This window comes from Neorhizobium sp. DAR64862/K0K3 (genome assembly GCF_050500185.1).
Lineage (GTDB): Bacteria > Pseudomonadota > Alphaproteobacteria > Rhizobiales > Rhizobiaceae > Neorhizobium > Neorhizobium soli.
Genome location: NZ_CP191450.1, coordinates 567,712 through 585,763 on the forward strand (window position 1 = coordinate 567,712; position 18,052 = coordinate 585,763).

Genomic DNA, 18,052 nt, shown 5'->3' on the forward strand with positions numbered 1-18,052 from the left:
GCGCAGCTATCAGGCGGCGATGAGGCCGGCAGTATTCAAACCTTCGAACATTCGTTCCAGGTTCAGAAAACAGATCATTCCTGTGGGCTGGACGATGATGCCGTCGGAATAGCTCGTCGCGGCACCCGCGTTCATGTCAGGCACAGGCTGCATGTTTTCGACGGGAATCGTGAGGATGTCCGAGACCCGGTCGACAACAAGACCAAAGGCCATTCCGTGGACTTCCGCCACGACGATCGCACTCCGCTCATTGGGTTCGGTACTCCGCATACCGAGCTTGCAGGCGAGGTCGATGATCGGAATCACTGCACCGCGGAGGTTCATCACTCCCAGAACCTCTCTGGGTGAATGCGGGATCGGCGTCGCGGGGCCCCAGCCGCGGATCTCGCGGATCGTCACCGTCCTGACGCAGAACTCCTGGTCGTGAAGGCGGAACGCGATGATTTCCAGGGTCTCACCGGAACGTGCAGAATTGGAAGGATGCAAAGTGTTCATTTCATCGTCCTTGCAAAGCGGTCGGTTGATTTTCGAGTTCGTAGTTCTGTGTTGTTGGTGACGTCATCATTGCAACAGTCAGTGGACCGTCATTTTTCTCCACGCGGGCATCGCTGATGGCGCGGCGGCAGCGTTCAAAGGATTCCTTCGACTGCGAGCACCCAGCGTGAACCGGGATGCAGCTTGTAGGCACTGAAAGCAGGCTTTCCCTGCGATCGGTCTCCATGATTTCGAGAATGACGGACAATGCCTTGTCGAAGGCAGCGACACAGCGGGGGTCGAAGTGGCTCCCCGATCTTTCACGTATGTGTGCTACGGCCCGATCCACGCTCCACGCCTCTTTGTAGGGCCTTGCGCTCGTCAACGCATCGAAATTATCGGCAATGGCGACGATGCGGCCGGAAACCGGAATGGTCTCACCCGAAAGCCGGAACGGGTACCCCTGCCCGTCCCAGCGTTCATGATGACTGCCAGCAATTTCGGCAGCAAGCTGCAGAAGGCTCGACTTCGATTCCCGGAGAATATCGCAGCCGACGACCGTATGCCGCTGCATGGCCGCGAACTCCTGTTCGGTCAGCTTGCCGTTTTTCAGGAGGACGGCATCGGGAATGGCGACCTTTCCGATATCGTGCATCGGCGAGGCAAGCCTGATGTCGGAACAAGCACGCGCCTCCATGCCGTAGGCCCGCGCGATTGCCTCAGAATAAAGGCCTACGCGCCGGGTGTGCCGGGCCGTCTCGAAGTCCTTGTAGCTTGCTGCAATCGTCAAGCGGTCAATGATTTCCTCCTCGCGGGCACGCAGCTCAACGACCGCTTTCTCGACCTCGATACGAAGCCACTCGGCCTTGTCAGCAAGCTTGTTGCGCGCGTCCACGAGAGCGACCAGATTCTTGATCCGGGCCTGGAACTCCAGCGGATTCACGGGTTTCGTCAGAAAGTCGATCGCGCCCGCATTGAGCGCCGCCATGCGCGTCGCCGTATCGGTATCGGCCGTGACAAATACCACGGGCTTGTCGCGGTAATTCTCGAAGCGAACAAGTTCGGTCAACAGCTCGATGCCGCTGTAGACAGGCATCTGGAAATCGATGACGGCGATGTCGAATTCGAGCGCTGGGGCATCTGCCAGCACGTCTTCGGGATGAAGATAGGGAATGGCGACGCAGTCCGGCAGTTTCTCGACGAGTCTCGTCAGGAGAGAGAGGTTCGTTTTATTGTCGTCGACAAGTAGAATGCGCATGTGAACGTCCCTTATGCGACAAGGAGCTGCCTGTAGCGGGTGACTGTGTCTTCAAGGTCTGCAAGTACGGTTTCGGTGATTGATGCATGACGGAGGTCCTGAGACCGGTCAGCCACGTCTTGAAAACCGACGCTGCTTGCTGCGCCCTTCAGAGTGTGCAGCAGATGATCGGTATGACGGTGGTCATTGACGGCCAAGGCGGAGTGAAGATCTGTGAGGAGTAGGCTTGCGTCTTCGAAAAAGCTCGACAGGAGTTCGTCGAACGTCTCTTCGCCCAGTGCCTCCACGATCTCCAACCGCCGGGTTTCGAACGCGTTATCGATGCTCGGACTTTGGACAGCCTCCACAGCAGTTTCCGGAGCCGCCTCCAGAGACCCGATGATACCCCGAAGCTGATGCATTGAGACCGGCTTCGACTGGAACCCCGTCATCCCCGCCTCCTCGCAAAGCCGCCTGTCGTCGTCAGAAGCATTCGCGGTCATGGCGATGATGGGAGCATTCCGGCTAAGGCCGTTGGAAGCGCGAATTTGCTTGGTAGCCTCTATGCCGTCCAGCCTCGGCATCTGCATGTCCATGAGGACGAGATCGAAGCGGGTTGTCTCCGCCAGTTTGACGGCTTCCAGCCCGTCGTTCGCGATCGTGACCAATTGGCCGAGATGGGCGAGAAACCCGGCCGCGACCTGCTGATTGATCACGTTGTCCTCGACAAGAAGGATATTCCATGTCTGAAACTGTTGGGGCGCAGCCTTTGCCGCCAAGGCGTCGACAAGACGCTTCTCGGCCGGGTTGGCAGGGATTTCGAACCAAAAGATGCTGCCCTCGCCTTTGCGGCTGTTGACACCTATTGTTCCCGACAGCGCCTCTACGATTTGCTTGCAGATGGTCAGTCCCAGTCCCGTACCACCGTATTTCCGGCTGATAGACGCATCGACCTGCGAGAACGGCTGGAATAGCTTGCCAAGACCTTCACCGTCGATCCCGATGCCTGTATCTTCAATCTCAAACCTCAGCTGTGCGTCTTTCGGATCGCCAATCTCCAGCACGCGCAACGTGACGGTGCCCTCGCTCGTGAATTTGATGGCGTTGCTCAACAGGTTGAGAAGAACCTGACGCAGACGGGTGGGGTCCGATGATATGACCGGCGTGGTGAACGAGGTCGGCAGTTCCAGCGCAATGCGATTTCCATGTTCAGTTGCTCTGTCTCGTACCATTTCGACCGTGGCTGTGACGACGGCCCGAACGTCAACCGCGCGGGTCTCGACGTCCAGTTTTCCGTGTTCGATCTTTGCGAAGTCGAGGATTTCGTTGATGATTTCGAGAAGAGCCTGACCAGAACGCCTGATGGTCTGCAGGCCAGGTGCAACTGACGGCGGTAGGGGAGACAACTCCAGTAGTTCCGCAGTTCCGAGAATGGCGTTCAAAGGTGTACGGATCTCGTGTCCCATCGTCGCCATGAACTGGGACTTGGCGCGGTTCCCGGCTTCCGCCGCGAGATATGACTCCTTCAGCTGGTTCGAAATCGCCTCCAGGCTGAGACCGGCAAGCTGAACTGACTTGAGCTGACGTCGCAGCGTAAGAATGAGGAATACCACGCAGCAGACAAGAAGTGCGACGAGACCCGCCGATTTCATCTGAAGGTCAAGGACTGCGTCCCGTGCCTCAGCCCGTTCGATGCTGACGGTGCTGTTCGTATAGAGAAGCAGTTTTTCCGTATTCTCTACGAGCCTCTCAAACTCTGAATCTGCTGTCTCTAGCTGCACCGGATCCACGGGGTCGCCTGCGGCCAGTCTGTCGAAAACTGCGCTGCGACCGAACACCGCGTCGCGAATGGCAGTGACCTGCTCGGCAACAGCCGCATCCAGCTTGAACTTTGTCTCGAACGAGGTTTTGTCGAGAATATTCATTCGCGAGTACAGAATGTCGTAGCGCGTCCCGAGAGCCTTGATGCGCTCCGGAGTCAGGTCGTTTTCAACGAGCATGATGTGCAGGGTCTCGTGCAACCGGCGGGCTTCCCGGTCGAGCTGGTAGACGGACCACAAAGCATTCTCGCGAATGCCGTCCTGCAGGGCGGAGTATTTCCTTGAGATATCGGCAAACAGAAAAACGAGGCCCAGCAACAGCAACACGGCAAAGCACTGCAGCACGACGGTCGCCTTGCTGGCTTTCCGGATGATATCGCCACTCTGCTGGGCGGCAGTGATCATTCAGTGACCTCGATATCCTTGATCTGCCAGACCGACCGGGAGAAGTATTTCTCGTTGAACAGACCTTGGTCCTTATCGAAAGGATACACGAGGAAGAGCGGGCCCTTGTCGCGGACAGACATCAGCTTGCCGTCCATGCGGGTGGCGAGCATTGTGTCGAGCGAGGTTGCATCTTCCATCGGCAGGTCAGCGGCATAATCGTTGAGCGCAATGACCTTGAGCTTGTTGCCATGGGCCCCCGCTGCCTCGAGTACAGACCGCAGAAGCGGGCCGGAGAACTTGACCACGCCTTCGGTCCAGGGGGTCTCCATTTCACCCGTGCGGCCCGCAAGGGCTTCGAGCATAGGCATGTCGAACTGGGCTTTGCCACCGACGTTGGGATGATCGAGCTTGGTGCCAGTCACCGTAAGCACCACCTTGCCTTTCGGCAAGTCAAGCGCCGTCGCCTGAAGAGGAAGCAGCGCGCCGGCGACAATGACGGCTGCGATCATGATGCGGTTTATCACTTGAAACTCCAAGATACGAAGTAGACTCGCGGCGCGCGCGACAAGCTGTCAAAACGGGGGGTGCCTATTGGCCAGCGTCCCATCGGGGCATGCGTGGTGGAATACACCGCGCGCTCCTCCCAGATCGGCGTCATGCCGATTGCGTGTTCAACGCTGTGGACGCCTTAATTCTAGGGCGGAGGCATTTATATTAGGTGAATCTTGAAATGAGAATTGGAGTAGAAAGAGACGTTACGAGACGTAGCGCTCAATTCTTACTTCTTTGCTGTTGCCTCAGGCGCTTACGGTCGAAAAGATGACCGCCCCCTGTGGCAGATCGCTTTTTAGCTAGGGCGATGCGATCAGGCGATGAGCCGGCGGCGTATAGCTTCGGCAATGGCCTGCGTTCGGTTGGTCGCGCCGATCTTCTTCACGGCCGACTTTATGTAACTGTTGACCGTATCGTTCTGGTATCCAGTCGCGACCGCAATCGCCTCGCTCGTCAGCCCGAGACTGGCCTGGGTCAGGCAGGCAATTTCACCCTTGGAAAGCCGAAGCTGGTGGGCAGCGAAGCGATCCATCAGCGGCTTGGTGACAGCCGTGTGAATGGATTCCGCTACCAGCGAAAGGAAGATCAACTCTTTTTCGTCAAACGGTGTCGAGCGGGAAAAACAGATCGCTCCGTAAATGACATCGTTCCTGAGGATCGGGATAAGCGTTCGGTTGTGCAGGCCGAAGGTTCGTTGGAGGTAAACGAGCCTCTGCGGCGGCGGAGTTTCCGCGTAGACCTCGCTCTCGACCACGATCACGTTCGAGGCCTTCGCGGCTAGCACGAACGGGTCGGTCAGATAGAGGCGATCCGCGTCATAGGCGTCGAGGAATGCAGGAGGCATGTCGGTGTCGATCGAAAAACCCTGACCGAACCTGTAGTGGTCGACGTCGAGACCGCTGATGGAGATGTAGTCAAATGGAACCGCCAACCGCAGGCGGTCAACGATGTCGTTTTTTCCGAAATGACGATGCTTCGGCACCGAACGCAGGTCGCAATAGTCGTCGAGAGCGTTTGGATCAAGAATGGAAAGCGCGCTGACGGGCATATCAGAATCCGTTGGAAGATCGACAACACGAGTTTTGGCGTCTCAGCGTTAACAAAAGGTAAAGACTCAACCTTGGATTTTGCAACCAACAGTCGGGCTCTTTCAAGCGAGGGCTTTTCTGAGGTCGATATATGGGAGGAGCCGCCCGTCCGCTGACCGAACCATGAAGTCTCCCAGGATCCGGTGCTCGAACCCGCTGGAGTCCGTAGCGTCCGGTCCTGTCGCACATTTCGAGGCCATTTCGATCCGTGCCAGACTGTCGACCACCAGGCCAGTCGTCTTGAGGCCGTCCGACACGAGCAGAACGCGACCTTCTTGGCCGGGAGGAACTGCAGGCAACCGGAGCCGTCTGGCAAGGGAGATGAGAGGGATAGCTGTGCCACGGTGGACAAACAGGCCCATCGTGCCGCGTCCGACATTGTTCAACGAAACGTAGTCTTCCGGCATCTCGACGATCTCCCGGACATCGGCAACCGGCGTTGCCATGTCTCCCCCTGCTCTGAAGACCAAGTATGGCAGCAACGCGTCTCCGCGCTGCCCCGGCGCTCGACCGGCCGCCGCTGTCTTGCGCTTGGTGGATGAAAGTCGCGAAAACATCAGCAGGACATCGTCACTCATCATTGTCCGCTCGTCGAGGACGAGAAACAATGTCCGTCCGTCGACGGAATAGACACCGCTGAGAACAGACCCGGTCTCTACGGCATGATCAGGCATCGCCATAATGTCGTCCAACGGTATCGGCCGTATATCGACGACGGTATCGAGCGCAAAGCCCAGCAGCCGGTCGTCGGGGTAACGCAGGACGAGGACGGACGACTGCTTGCGTTCCGACAGGACGCCCATGCCAAGCACCCGAAGCGTATCAAGAACCGGCACCTGGGTGCCATGATGATCGATGACACCGAGACAGGTCTCCGTCTTCATCGGCGAATCCTTCAACTGCGCGGTCGGCGCGGTGGCCTCGACCACCCCGGCCGCAACGCCGAAAGAAAACGCGCCGCACGTGAACAGCAAAAGTGGCTTCGCATTCGAGCTCGTCTTTGCGACCGCCTTCACGACTGGCTCTTGCACCGACGGAATTCCCGGCAACGCCAAGATGCGCTCCGCTGCCAGGACCGAGACTACCTTTCCGCTGTGGAAGAATGAATGCGTGACCAAAGGTCCCTGTACGGCGGGTCGCGACACGCCCAGCTCATCGAGTGCCGCGACGTCTTCTGTCGCGATGCCCCGCACTTCGTCAGCAAAAATGCATATCAGCCTCTGTCTTACCCGCAGGACCAAAATTACGGCGCCGAAGGCCTCCGTCGACGGCAGGCCGAGCATCGGTCGGATATCCATAACCGGGATGGTGCTGCCTCTCAATTCGAACAACCCGCACAAGCCGGTTGCCGCGATGCCTGCATTCGATAGCCCACCGGGCGCCGGAACGACTTCTCGGATATTCTCGACATTGATGGCAAGCATCGCCTCGCCAATGCGCAGGAGGCCGAACTGCTGCGTTGCAGGGCGACTGCCTCTCAGCACTTCCGGCATCGCAAGAGATCTGACCATCTGGTTCATGGGTTAACCCACTTTGCGCTGTTGCGCCGTCGATGACGTCAGGTCATTGATGAGCTCGACAACAGTCCTTGAGACACGCTGCTGAGCATCCGTCGATTGCGCAATCTCCCGGATGGACTCGCCGGTCTTGTTCACGCTGCCGACGATGCGTTCGAAAGCAAGTCTCGCATGCTGGGACCGGTCCGTTCCCTGGTTGACGCGAATGGTCGATTCCTGGATGAGCTTGGATATCTCGTGCGCAGCTTCCGAACTTCTCTCGGCGAGCTTCCTGACCTCGCCCGCGACGACCGAGAACCCGACCCCATGTTCCCCAGCCCGTGCGGCTTCGATTGCCGCGTTGAAGGCGAGAAGGTTGGTCTGACTGGCGATCTCGCCAATCACCTTGACGATATCGGAGATTTCCGTGGAGGACTTCTGGATGAGATCGATTGCCGCGATCGCGCTGCCCAGCGCTTCTGAACCCTGTTCCGCATTGCCCTGCGTCTCGGATGCAAGCGTGGTGGCCGTGCGGGTGTTAGCGGTGATTTCCGCGATCGATCCGGACAGTTCTCCGACAATGCTGGTCATTTGCTGAGATTTCGAACGGATGTCATGCTCGAGCTTGACCTGATCGGTGATGTCGCTGGCATACTTCACCACGCGCACCGTCTCGCCCCGCAGATTGACGATCGGGCTGTAGATCCCCTGAATGTGCACTTCCCGGCCATACTTTCCGACGCGGGCAAAACGCCCCGAAAAGAATTCTCCCTTGTTGAGACGCAGCCAGAAATCCCGGTAGTCTTCCGAGACGATGTAATCCTGGCTGCAGAACATGCTGTGGTGTTGCCCCGTGATTTCGCGAAGCGAGTATCCCATGACCCGTAGGAAGTTCTCGTTGGCGGAAACGACATGTCCGTCGAGATCGAATTCGACGACTGCCTGCCCCCGCGAGATCGCGTCGACCCTTCCCTCGAACTCGATGTTGCGCAGTTTCGCCTGCGTGATGTCAGAGGCGAACTTTACGATCTTGATCGGGCGGCCTGCGAGGTCGAGGATCGGATTGTAAGTCGCCTGAAGCCATATGTCGTTACCGCTTCTGGTGAGGCGTCGGTATTCCCCTCCTTCGAACTGGCCACGTCCCAGCCGGTCCCAGAAGGAAGCGTATTCCGCTGTCTGCGTGAAGGCAGGGTCGCAGAACATCCGGTGGTGCTTGCCCCGGACTTCCTCCAGTGAGTAGCCGACGGCGGCAAGAAAATTCTCGTTCGCGTCAAGGATATTGCCGTGCAAGTCGAACTCGATGACGGCCTGGGCCCGGCCGATCGCGTTGACCTTGCCTTCGAACTCGGCGTTCCGGATCTTGCTGGCAGTCACGTCATAGGCATACTTGACCACCTTGCAGGGGTTGCCGTTGAGATCGAAGATGGGATTGTAGGTCGCCTGGATCCAGACATCCTTTCCGCCCTTGGCGAGACGACGGTACTCTCCGCTCTCATAGTCGCCGCGCCCCAACCTCTGCCAGAATGCCTTGTAGGCGGGTGTTCGGGTTTGGTCGGCTCCGCACAGCATCCGGTGATGCTGACCGATGACTTCTTCCCGAGCATATCCCATCAGGGTGAGGAAATTTTCGTTCACTGCGAGGACGTGGCCTTCGAGGTCGAATTCGATCACGGCCATTGCGCGGTCGATCGCCGCTACTTTTCCCAGGAGTTCCGCCTCTACCGACTTGGTCGCTGTGACATCCATCGCGTACTTGACCACGCCAACGGTCAAGCCGTTGTCGTCGAGGATCGGATTGTAGCTCGCCCGTATCCAGACCTCGCGTCCGCCGCGTCCGATGCGCTTGAATTCACCGTCGTGGAGCTTGCCTTCCGCCAGATCACTCCAAAACGCGGCATATTCGGGAGCTTCCACGATCTCCGGCTCGCAGAACATGGAGTGATGCCGGCCACGCACCTCGGCCAGCGAATAGCCCATGAGGGAAAGGAAGTTCTCGTTAACGTTCTTTACCGTGCCGATTAGATCGAATTCGATGACCGCTTGCGCACGGTCGATTGCGCGTGCCTTGTTGCGCAGAACGGCGATCTCGTTGAGGTCCGAAAGGGTGCTGACAGAAGACTTTACAGTCATGGGAGAGCACTTTCGGTAACCAGGCAAACTTCGAATTTCATCACGAACCCCATCCATCTGAAGAAACGGCACGACCGCGACGGTCTGATACCCGAATTTTAGAGGCAACTAATTAATGAAGGATTAATGCTAAATTAGAGCCTGCGTCGTTATGCGTCCGTTTCCGGTCGTACTGGCTCCGTCGCGGTAACCAAATCGCTGTAACCAAATTTTGACGGGTTAGCGCTCATCCTTGTCCTGAATTGTAGTGAGTACGGGATAGGAACATGCGTTTCAGCGCTCAGCGGCTTGGCGATCTCGCCGGTATCATCCGGCATCTGAACTGGCGCCTCAGCCCGCTCAACCGGATGGGTGTCGCCCGGATGGTCAACGACACGACGGCAGCGCTGGAAACTCTTGCTCGCAGCGAGGCCGATCTCTCGATATCGGAGCAAGCTGAAATACGGGCTATTGCCTCGCGGCTGATCGTGATCCTCCAGGACGCGTATTCAGGCAAATCACCGACAATTCATTGACGTCGGCAACCGGCCCAGCCACTCCCGCCTTTTTGATCGGAACTGGCACTGCGGATCCGGCGAACCTGAATTGCGAACGCCGACAGCGATCCGCCGGCAAATTGACAATTGATAATAACACTCGATGAAGTCGAGCAAGCCTCGAACTTCCCGCAGAGGTAGGCATTTGTGCGCACGCATGGCAGCATCGCTAATTAGCGCAAAATTTTTCTCATAAATCGTACCTCATAAGCATTGCATACTCAAACCTTGCGGGTTTAAAGGTCAGCAACGAATGAGGCCATATGTCGCAGCGACGGGTGCCTCACGTTTCCAGCCTATTCGGTTCCGGCCCCCTGTCGGGACACCAAGGAGCGATACAATGAGAGATGTCCCGGGGTTACCGTCCCGCCGTAGCTTTTTGAAAGCTTCGGCGGCAAGTGCGGCCGTCGTCGGCGTGGTGATGCAGGCGAAGGCGGAGACCCCGCCGGCCCCGCCACCGATCGAAGAATACCAGCCGGTCTGTCTCAAGCCCACTGAGTGGGCCTTCGTTATGGCTGCCACGGCGCGGCTCATTCCCTCCGAAGGCGAAGGTCCCGGTGCCATCGAGGCCCGCGTCCCCGTCTTTATCGACAAGGAACTGGCCGGTGGATTCGGTGAGGCGGCAGACTGGTACATGGAAGGTCCGCACGATGCCGCAGCCCATCCGTTCCGCGGCTGGCAATCGCCTTTGACGCCGCTGCAAATCTATCAGCAGGGTATCCCGGTGTTCGACGCATGGTGTCAGCAGACGCACGGCAAGATATTTGCCGAGCTTGACGCCGCAACTCAGGACAAGGCCCTGACCTCCCTCCAGAAAGACGAGATGAAGATCAAGCCCGAACTGCGCGACTTCTTCACGATCCTCTTGCAGAACACCAAGGAGGGCTACTTCGCAGACCCGATGTATGGCGGCAATCACGGCATGCAGGCCTGGAAATATATCGGTTTCCCAGGTGCCCGCGGCAGCTACAAGGAGTGGGTGTTGAAGCACAACGTCGCCTACCCGCTCGGTCCCGTTTCGATTTCCGGTGAGAGGGCATAACGATGGCACGCACTGCAAAGAAGAAGGACGTCGTCATCGTCGGTCTCGGCTGGACCGGCTCGATCCTCGGCATGGAACTCGCCAACGAGGGTCTGGAGATCGTTGCGCTTGAACGCGGCCATGACCAGAACACCGTTCCGGATTTCCAGTACCCGAACATGATCGACGAGCTGAAATACGGCGTTCGTCTCGGCATGATGCAAAAGCCGCGCAATTCGACCCTGACGATCCGTCGCAACGTCGATGAAGCCGCCCTGCCCTATCGCAGCCTCGGCTCGTTCCTGCCGGGTATCGGTGTGGGCGGTGCAGGCACCCACTGGAACGGTCTGAACTGGCGTCCGCAGCTCTCGGAATACCGTCTGCGCTCGCATGTGGAAGAGCGCTGGGGCGCCGGCATCATTCCGGAAGACATGAACCTGCAGGATTACCCCGTCAGCTACGAAGAGCTGGAGCCGTTTTTCGATCGGTTCGAGCATGTCGCGGGGATTTCCGGCAAGGCCGGCAATCTCAATGGCAAGAAAATCGAGGGCGGCAATCCGTTCGAGGCACCGCGCTCGCGCGAATACCCGATGCCGCCTATGCCGGTGACCTGGGACGGAGCCAAATTTGCCGAAGCCGCGAAAGCTGCCGGCTGTCACCCGTTCCCAAGCCCGGGCGGCATTGCCTCGCAGGCCTATGTCAACGAATACGGAATGCAGATGGGCCCTTGCAACCACTGCGGTTTCTGCGAGCGCTACGGCTGCTACAACTATTCGAAATCCTCGCCGCAGACGGCGATTCTCGACGCGTTGAAGCGCAAGCCGAACTTCGAATACCGCACCCATGCGGAAGTGTTGAAAATCGAAATGGCGCCCGACGGCAAAACCGCGACCGGCGTGACCTATTTTGACGAAAAGGCCGGCGAAGAGGTGTTCCAGCCCGCGGATCTGGTAATCCTGGCCGCCTACCAGTTGCACAACGTCCATCTGATGCTGCTCTCGGGCATCGGTCAGCCGTTTGATCCCGCAACGAACGAAGGCGTCACCGGTCGCAGCTATGCCTACCAGATGAACGGCGGCTACACGATGTTCTTCAAGGACGAGGTGTTCAATCCGTTCATCGGCACCGGTGCCAACGGCATGTCGATCGATGATTTCGGCATGGACAATATCGACTTCGGTCGTGAAGGCTTTATCGGCGGCGCCTACTGGCGTGCCGGCCAGTCCAACGGTCAGCCGATCCGCTCCATGGCGCTGCCCGCGGGCACGCCGACCTGGGGTGCCGGCTGGAAGAAGGGCATCGGCGAGTGGTACGGCCACTCGATGTCGATCGGCTCGCACGGTTCACACATGTCCTATCGCGGCAATTATCTCGACCTCGACCCGACCTACAAGGATCGCCACGGTCGTCCGCTGATGCGCATGACGTTCAACTGGCAGCCGAACGACATCCGCATGACCCAGTTCATGAAGTCGAAGATGGAGCCGATCGCCAAGTCGATGAACCCGACCTCAATGCAGGAAGGCTTCAAGAAGGACGGCGCCATGTACGACGTGCGTCCTTACCAGACGACGCACAATGTCGGCGGCACTGTGATGGGTGACAATCCGAAGACATCGGCAATCAACCGGTATCTGCAGGCCTGGGACAAGCACAACATCTTCGTGATGGGCGCCGGCGCCTTCCCGCAGAACACCCAGTACAACCCGACCGGCATGGTCGGCGGCCTGGCCTATTGGGCGGCGCATGCGATCCGGACGCAGTACCTGTCCAATCCGCGGCCACTGGTGTGAGGAGCGCAACGATGAAAACCTTTCTTCGCGTCATTCTCATCCTCGCCGTTCTCGGCGTCGTCGGCCTTCTCGCCTTCATCTTCGTGCCGGTCCAGCGCACTTCCGCGGTTGCCCAGCTCCCGGCTGATTACAAAGCACCGGCAGGCAGTGGCGAATACGCCATGCGGGCCGGTGACTGCATGGCCTGTCACACCGCGGAAGGCGGCGAGCCCTTCGCCGGCGGCCGGCCGATCCACAGCCCGATGGGCACGATCTGGGCCACCAACATCACCCCGGACAAGGAAACCGGCATCGGCAATTACACGCTCGATGATTTCCGCGCGGCGCTCTACGACGGCGTTCGCAACGACGGTGCGCATCTCTACCCGGCCATGCCTTACGAAAACTATCGCAAGCTGACGGAACAGGACATCCAGGCCCTCTACCAGTATTTCATGACCGAGGTGCCTGCAGTTTCCAACAAGGTCGAGGAAACGGCACTGTCCTTCCCGTTCAACCAGCGCTGGGGCATTCGCGCCTGGAACTGGCTGGCGCTGGGCAAGCCGGGCTTTGAACCTGTTTCGCAGGACGAGCAGTTCAACCGCGGTGCCTATCTCGTGCAGGGCGCCGGACACTGCGCCGCCTGCCACAGCCCGCGCAACCTGCTGATGGCACAGGACGGTACCGACGAGAGCAGCGCTGCCTTCCTGACCGGCGGCGAGATCGACGGCTATACGGCACCTGACCTGCGCGGCCCGCAAAGCGCACCGCAGAAATGGTCCACCGAAGAGCTCGCGGCCTATCTTACGACTGCCCGCAACGCGCATTCCACGGCAACCGGCGAGATGATGCTGGTTGTGCGCGATTCGCTGCAATACATGACGCCCGAGGACAATCTGGCGATCGCAACCTACCTCAAGAAGATCGGCAGCACTGGCGGTTCCACGGCACCGGCAACGCCTTCGGCGGCGCCTGAAAAGGCCGAGGTTACCGACACCGAGAAAATGCTGACGGAAGCCAAAGCGGATATGCCGCTCGGTCCCCGCCTCTATCTCGACAATTGCGGTGGCTGCCACTTTGTCAACGGCAAGGGTGCCGCGGAAATCTTCCCGGAGCTTGACGGAAATTCGCTGGTTACCGCGAAGTCTTCAAAGGGCCTGTTGGATGTCATGCTGCACGGAGCGGAACTGCCTTCGACCAAGGACCGTCCCATGCGCGTGCGCATGCAGGGCTATAACGACCGCCTCAACGACGAAGAAGCGGCAGCACTTGCCACCTTCCTGCGCCAGGCCTGGCATAACGACGCTCCGCCGGTCTCTGCGGAAGACGTCAAGGCTGTCCGCCGCTAGACCACGACATCAGACCCTGCCGGTTCGTAACCGGCAGGGTCTTTACACGTTGCCATGGGTGGCATCAGCCGTTGGCCGTTGCCAAGGCCTCCGGCGGCCCGAGGATCGCAATACTTCGCCGCGTCAGTTTGGCGTGATACATGCGCCGATCTACGAGAGCGACAAGAGCCGTTCTTGACCACTTGACCTCGCTTGCAAAGCCAAAACCGAGCGCCGCACCGACGCGCAGCGTTTTGCTTCCGATCGTGACGGCGGCCAGCACAGTGTCCATCATCACGGCGAGCCTCTGCTCCTGCATTTCACTGTCTCCCATGTCTGACTGGAACAGGAGGGCAAACTCGTCACCGCCCAGCCGCGAGACGAATTCGCCCGCTCTCAGGGACGACAACAGCCTTTTCCCGATAACCGCAAGCAACTCGTCCCCGACCGGGTGACCGTGCATGTCATTGACGATCTTGAAGCCGTTGAGATCGAAGATTGCGAGCCCGAACTCCTCATGGTTGGCGCGATCTTCGATAAAGTGAGCGATCCGTTGCTCGAACCCAAGACGGTTCGGCAGCCCGGTCAGGCTATCGGTGACGGCCGCGGCTCGCAACGCCTCTTCCTGTCTGATTTGCGCGCTCGTCTGTTCGGTGACATCGGTCAGCGCCTCGAGATCGTAGAGGTCGTTTCCGATCGTGATCCGGCGTGCGGAGATCATCACGGAAATCTCCCGCCCGTCACGATGCCGGATCTTGCCCGACTGCGCGGAGTAATACCCAACCTCGTCAAGGAGTTTGATCCTGGCAACACGGTCTGAGCCATCGACGATCAGGCCGACATCTGTCAGTTTGCGACCAACCAGTGCCGTTTCGTTCATCCCGACGAGGTCCATGTAAGCCTGGTTGACCCGCACATAAACGGAGTTTGGCCCGGCCATCGAAATGGCATAGGCAAGCGGAGAGATGTGAAACAGCGTCTGCAACATTCCGTCCAGCCCATCTCCGCCTTGTGTCACATTGGAAAAGAGTGAGGCTGCCGCCCGTTCATCCGAAAGCATCGGCCTAACCCTTATTCGCTTTAGGGGATTGCCACAGCAGGACGACCGGTGACGGCAAGAACCGCAGATCCACCCGATATTGCATGTCGCAGGTTCTGTCTGTCATCATTCCCTCGCCTCAACCTCGCCCGATGGAGAGGTTCGCGGGTGAAAAACCTCCAGCTAGTTTTGCGTCCACAATACGAGTCACAAACTCGACGACTTCCGTCATCTCTATCCATTCGGCCCCGGTCGCTTTGGATCCCGACCTATACCCTCGGCGACCCGCAAACCCCGTGAGCATGTTCAGATCGAACTGCGCCGTATTGCCGACGTCCAGGTGCTCGAGATTCCTCCTGACCAAAAGGATCAGTTTATCGAGCGCTTGTGCGGTGGAGAGCCCGGCAGCCAGCAGTGCGAGTGGTATTGCGATCAGCATTTTCACAAAACTACCCTCATGATGTGGCGTACCGGGTCGCCATGCTCAGAATTCCGACCAGCCTTCATTGGCCGCCTTCGACCGCTGTAGTTTGCCAGGAAGCGACTGGATCATTTGTCGCGCAGGCGAAGCTGCAGGCGCATGCGCCCGACCGTTGCTTTGGCCTACCGCGCTTGGCGTCGTTTTGAACCCGGCGACAAGCTCGGAAAGTCTCTCGGCCTCGTTGGAGAGTTTTATCGTCGCCGCAGACGTCTCTTCCACCATGGCAGCGTTTTGCTGCGTGATCGTATCCATGCTGCCCACGGCAGAGTTGATTTCAGCTATCCCAGTCGCCTGTTCGCGCGACGACATGGCAATCGATACCATGTGTTCGTCGATCGTCTGCACCTGTCTGCCGATGCTTCTCAATGCCTTGCCCGTTGTGTTCACAAGATCGACGCCGCGCGCGACATCCTGAGAAGATCTCGAGATGAGATCCTTGATTTCCTTGGCGGCCCGGGCTGAGCGTTGCGCGAGCTCCCGCACCTCCTGCGCCACCACCGCAAAGCCTTTCCCCTGGTCACCGGCACGGGCTGCTTCGACCCCCGCATTGAGTGCGAGGAGGTTCGTCTGGAACGCGATTTCGTCAATGACACTAATGATGTCGTTCATTTGTTTGGATGACTCGACAATGTCGCTCATCGCCTTGACGGCCTGCTCTACGATTTCTCCGGACGTTGCTGCCTCTGTTGCAGAGGCCGTCACGACCGCCTGGACTTCTGTCGTCCGGGTTTGAGACTGCCGCGCGATTGAACTGATCTGCTCCAGCGCTGCCGCTGTTTCTTCAAGCGCCGTGGCCTGCCGTTCGGTGCGCTTTGCCATTTCGTCGGTCGCAGTGGCGATTTCGGCCGACTGCGAGAGAACGAAGCCGACCGTGCTTGAGATCTCGGAAAGAGCACCGTTGAGGCTCGATACGGAATCGTTGAAATTATGCTTGAGCCCGTCGAAACTGACCGCGAGGGGCTGTTCCAAGGGCCGGGTCAGATCACCGCCGGAGAGAGATCTCAACGCACTTTCGAGGGCTGAGAGCGCTGTGTCTTGTTCCGCTTTCAGCGTCGCCTGCTCCGCTTCAGCCTTGGCTCTCTCGTCCGCAAGGACGTCGAGATAGACCGAGATCGCATAATCCATGTCCACAAGGGCCGCTTTGACAACCGTCGTTACGTCGTCTCCGATCTTCTGGCGTTTGCCGCGCACCAGGAAACTACCGAGCTCGTTATCGATGACGGCGCGCACGATGTTCTCGATCATCAACGCATAGCCGCCAATGTACCAGCGCGGTTGAAGCCCAAGCCTTGCATGGGCTTTGCCGATCATGGTGACTTCATCAACATAGGCTTCGTCGAACTTTGCCGAGGAAATCGTTTCCCAGTGTCGAGCCTGTCGTCCTTTTGCCTGGGTGATGTGATTTTCACCGGAAAAGTATTTGGAGGTTTCCGGGTGATGACGGACCTTGGCGTAAAACACATCGAGCGCGCTATCGAGCGACCCGTTAATGATGGGCGCCAATGCTGCGAGTGTCCTGCGCTGTGGATCACCAAGACCAGCGAAGTCCAGTCGGTCGTTAAGCGTTGCCTGTGCTGATTTCTGCGTACTCATGTATGTCCCCTGCTGCGGTCCCTTGGTAACAAGGCATGGTTGGTCTGCCCGCTAAAGCGAGTGCGATCTGTCGCTGACGGGAACGCAGTCCATCACCGGCGCGCGTGCTTCGAATCCATCGCGGGGCAAGCAAGGGGGCTCAAAAACCCAGATGTCTACCGAACAGGTGTTAGACTGTCAGGTGGCGGCTGTTCCTGATCTTCACGGCCATAAAACCCTCATGGGTATGCGGCGCCACGGCGCCTATCTGGCACCACAAATCTAGGATTCAGGGGATAAAAAACCGTTAATAGTTCGCCCTATGCTATAGTAGCAGAACTTGATTTAAGCAGCGCGATCGTTTGACCGAGGCTATATCTGGCAATCGTCAAGCATAGAGCCAAAAATACGAGTTTTTGCCTTAAAATTCATGCCGCATGTAAGCGCTGCTATGACCGGCAGCGTGCTCATTGCATTCTCAAGACAGCGGTCGATATTGACAGAAGAGAGCTGGGACATCGTCAAGGTCATTGCGTAGGGTCTAAGCGTAGGCAACCGCCACAGCATCGTGAGTCTCTGCGACGGGACAGAATATGCTTTGCATACAGTCAAGAACCTGGCGGACACCTTCCTCGTGAGAGCGATAGAAAACCGTCTGCGCTTGTCGACGCGCCGAGACGAGGTTCGCGTCCCTGAGAATCTTCAGATGTTGAGAGAGTGCCGATTGGCTGAGATTCACCGCCTTTGCGAGTGAACGCACGTCGCGCTCCCGATCCTGCACCAGACAAAGGACTTTGAACCGTGCGGGGTGCCCCATAACCTTCAGTAGATCGGCGGCGTCGCCCTCATCGAAGGGAAGAACTTCTCCCGACAGACCGATGTCCATAACGCCTCCAACCACCATTGAATAAAATCGCGTATCTTCATGGACCGAACCGAGTCCGGCGCCACATCAGCGAGAAGTAATACAAGCAAGATATAAGCTGCGGCGGCTAAGCATCTCCGCATTACGTCTCTGCTTCAATACGCAAATTGTACGTTATTTTATCGCAGTCCAGACGTTTTACGCATCTTAACAATACTTAACTTTGACAACCGCCGAATCTGTATTAAGGCAGA

General features: G+C 58.2%; 15 protein-coding genes. 4 read left to right on the forward strand and 11 right to left on the reverse strand.

The window, feature by feature from the left end:
* Positions 1–9 precede the first annotated feature (9 nt).
* The 7 genes from ACQY1L_RS19460 to ACQY1L_RS19490 form a co-directional block, all read right to left on the reverse strand.
* On the reverse strand, positions 10–495 hold the full coding sequence (locus ACQY1L_RS19460) for a chemotaxis protein CheW (protein WP_062459796.1): 486 nt from the start codon (positions 493–495) through the stop codon (positions 10–12).
* A gap of 1 nt (position 496) precedes the next feature.
* Positions 497–1,732, reverse strand: a complete 1,236-nt coding sequence (locus tag ACQY1L_RS19465; protein WP_082471774.1) for an HD-GYP domain-containing protein — start codon at positions 1,730–1,732, stop codon at positions 497–499.
* A gap of 11 nt (positions 1,733–1,743) precedes the next feature.
* Positions 1,744–3,936, reverse strand: coding sequence for an ATP-binding protein (locus tag ACQY1L_RS19470; RefSeq protein ID WP_430245682.1), 2,193 nt, complete (start codon positions 3,934–3,936; stop codon positions 1,744–1,746).
* Positions 3,933–4,442 carry a molybdopterin-dependent oxidoreductase gene (locus ACQY1L_RS19475; RefSeq protein ID WP_342366109.1) on the reverse strand — a complete coding sequence of 170 codons (510 nt, stop codon included), beginning with the start codon at positions 4,440–4,442 and terminating at the stop codon, positions 3,933–3,935. The genes ACQY1L_RS19470 and ACQY1L_RS19475 overlap by 4 nt, the downstream gene beginning before the upstream one ends.
* Positions 4,443–4,783: 341 nt before the next feature.
* Complete coding sequence (locus tag ACQY1L_RS19480) at positions 4,784–5,518, reverse strand: helix-turn-helix transcriptional regulator (protein ID WP_062459805.1); 735 nt, start codon at positions 5,516–5,518, stop codon at positions 4,784–4,786.
* A gap of 102 nt (positions 5,519–5,620) precedes the next feature.
* Positions 5,621–7,078, reverse strand: coding sequence for a chemotaxis protein CheW (locus tag ACQY1L_RS19485; protein WP_430245685.1), 1,458 nt, complete (start codon positions 7,076–7,078; stop codon positions 5,621–5,623).
* Between the two features lie 3 nt (positions 7,079–7,081).
* Positions 7,082–9,184 carry a methyl-accepting chemotaxis protein gene (locus ACQY1L_RS19490; protein WP_430245688.1) on the reverse strand — a complete coding sequence of 701 codons (2,103 nt, stop codon included), beginning with the start codon at positions 9,182–9,184 and terminating at the stop codon, positions 7,082–7,084.
* 266 nt (positions 9,185–9,450) lie between these two features.
* On the opposite strand from ACQY1L_RS19490, the gene ACQY1L_RS19495 reads away from it, so the two are divergent.
* From ACQY1L_RS19495 to ACQY1L_RS19510, 4 genes are all read left to right on the forward strand, one after another.
* Positions 9,451–9,699 carry a hypothetical protein gene (locus ACQY1L_RS19495; RefSeq protein WP_430245690.1) on the forward strand — a complete coding sequence of 83 codons (249 nt, stop codon included), beginning with the start codon at positions 9,451–9,453 and terminating at the stop codon, positions 9,697–9,699.
* Between the two features lie 361 nt (positions 9,700–10,060).
* Positions 10,061–10,762, forward strand: a complete 702-nt coding sequence (locus ACQY1L_RS19500) for a gluconate 2-dehydrogenase subunit 3 family protein (protein WP_062577964.1) — start codon at positions 10,061–10,063, stop codon at positions 10,760–10,762.
* A 2-nt stretch (positions 10,763–10,764) separates the two neighbouring features.
* Positions 10,765–12,534 (forward strand): GMC family oxidoreductase, encoded by a 1,770-nt coding sequence (locus tag ACQY1L_RS19505; RefSeq protein ID WP_062459814.1) that lies wholly within the window; start codon positions 10,765–10,767, stop codon positions 12,532–12,534.
* An 11-nt stretch (positions 12,535–12,545) separates the two neighbouring features.
* Positions 12,546–13,862 (forward strand): c-type cytochrome, encoded by a 1,317-nt coding sequence (locus ACQY1L_RS19510; RefSeq protein ID WP_430245692.1) that lies wholly within the window; start codon positions 12,546–12,548, stop codon positions 13,860–13,862.
* 64 nt (positions 13,863–13,926) lie between these two features.
* On the opposite strand, the gene ACQY1L_RS19515 is transcribed toward ACQY1L_RS19510, so the two are convergent.
* The 4 genes from ACQY1L_RS19515 to ACQY1L_RS19530 form a co-directional block, all read right to left on the reverse strand.
* On the reverse strand, positions 13,927–14,901 hold the full coding sequence (locus ACQY1L_RS19515) for a GGDEF domain-containing protein (RefSeq protein ID WP_174197735.1): 975 nt from the start codon (positions 14,899–14,901) through the stop codon (positions 13,927–13,929).
* 118 nt (positions 14,902–15,019) lie between these two features.
* Positions 15,020–15,325 (reverse strand): hypothetical protein, encoded by a 306-nt coding sequence (locus ACQY1L_RS19520; RefSeq protein ID WP_430245695.1) that lies wholly within the window; start codon positions 15,323–15,325, stop codon positions 15,020–15,022.
* A gap of 39 nt (positions 15,326–15,364) precedes the next feature.
* Positions 15,365–16,954, reverse strand: a complete 1,590-nt coding sequence (locus ACQY1L_RS19525) for a globin-coupled sensor protein (protein WP_092663004.1) — start codon at positions 16,952–16,954, stop codon at positions 15,365–15,367.
* Between the two features lie 520 nt (positions 16,955–17,474).
* Complete coding sequence (locus ACQY1L_RS19530; protein WP_062578407.1) at positions 17,475–17,819, reverse strand: ArsR/SmtB family transcription factor; 345 nt, start codon at positions 17,817–17,819, stop codon at positions 17,475–17,477.
* Positions 17,820–18,052 lie beyond the last annotated feature (233 nt).

Coding starts and splice junctions, on each gene's coding strand:
- ACQY1L_RS19495 (WP_430245690.1), top strand. CDS start 9,451: ATGCGTTTCAGCGCTCAGCGGCTTGGCGATCTCGCCGGTATCATCCGG.
- ACQY1L_RS19515 (WP_174197735.1), bottom strand. CDS start 14,901: ATGCTTTCGGATGAACGGGCGGCAGCCTCACTCTTTTCCAATGTGACA.
- ACQY1L_RS19500 (WP_062577964.1), top strand. CDS start 10,061: ATGAGAGATGTCCCGGGGTTACCGTCCCGCCGTAGCTTTTTGAAAGCT.
- ACQY1L_RS19510 (WP_430245692.1), top strand. CDS start 12,546: ATGAAAACCTTTCTTCGCGTCATTCTCATCCTCGCCGTTCTCGGCGTC.
- ACQY1L_RS19465 (WP_082471774.1), bottom strand. CDS start 1,732: ATGCGCATTCTACTTGTCGACGACAATAAAACGAACCTCTCTCTCCTG.
- ACQY1L_RS19530 (WP_062578407.1), bottom strand. CDS start 17,819: ATGGACATCGGTCTGTCGGGAGAAGTTCTTCCCTTCGATGAGGGCGAC.
- ACQY1L_RS19460 (WP_062459796.1), bottom strand. CDS start 495: ATGAACACTTTGCATCCTTCCAATTCTGCACGTTCCGGTGAGACCCTG.
- ACQY1L_RS19490 (WP_430245688.1), bottom strand. CDS start 9,184: ATGACTGTAAAGTCTTCTGTCAGCACCCTTTCGGACCTCAACGAGATC.
- ACQY1L_RS19480 (WP_062459805.1), bottom strand. CDS start 5,518: ATGCCCGTCAGCGCGCTTTCCATTCTTGATCCAAACGCTCTCGACGAC.
- ACQY1L_RS19505 (WP_062459814.1), top strand. CDS start 10,765: ATGGCACGCACTGCAAAGAAGAAGGACGTCGTCATCGTCGGTCTCGGC.
- ACQY1L_RS19485 (WP_430245685.1), bottom strand. CDS start 7,078: ATGAACCAGATGGTCAGATCTCTTGCGATGCCGGAAGTGCTGAGAGGC.
- ACQY1L_RS19525 (WP_092663004.1), bottom strand. CDS start 16,954: ATGAGTACGCAGAAATCAGCACAGGCAACGCTTAACGACCGACTGGAC.
- ACQY1L_RS19470 (WP_430245682.1), bottom strand. CDS start 3,936: ATGATCACTGCCGCCCAGCAGAGTGGCGATATCATCCGGAAAGCCAGC.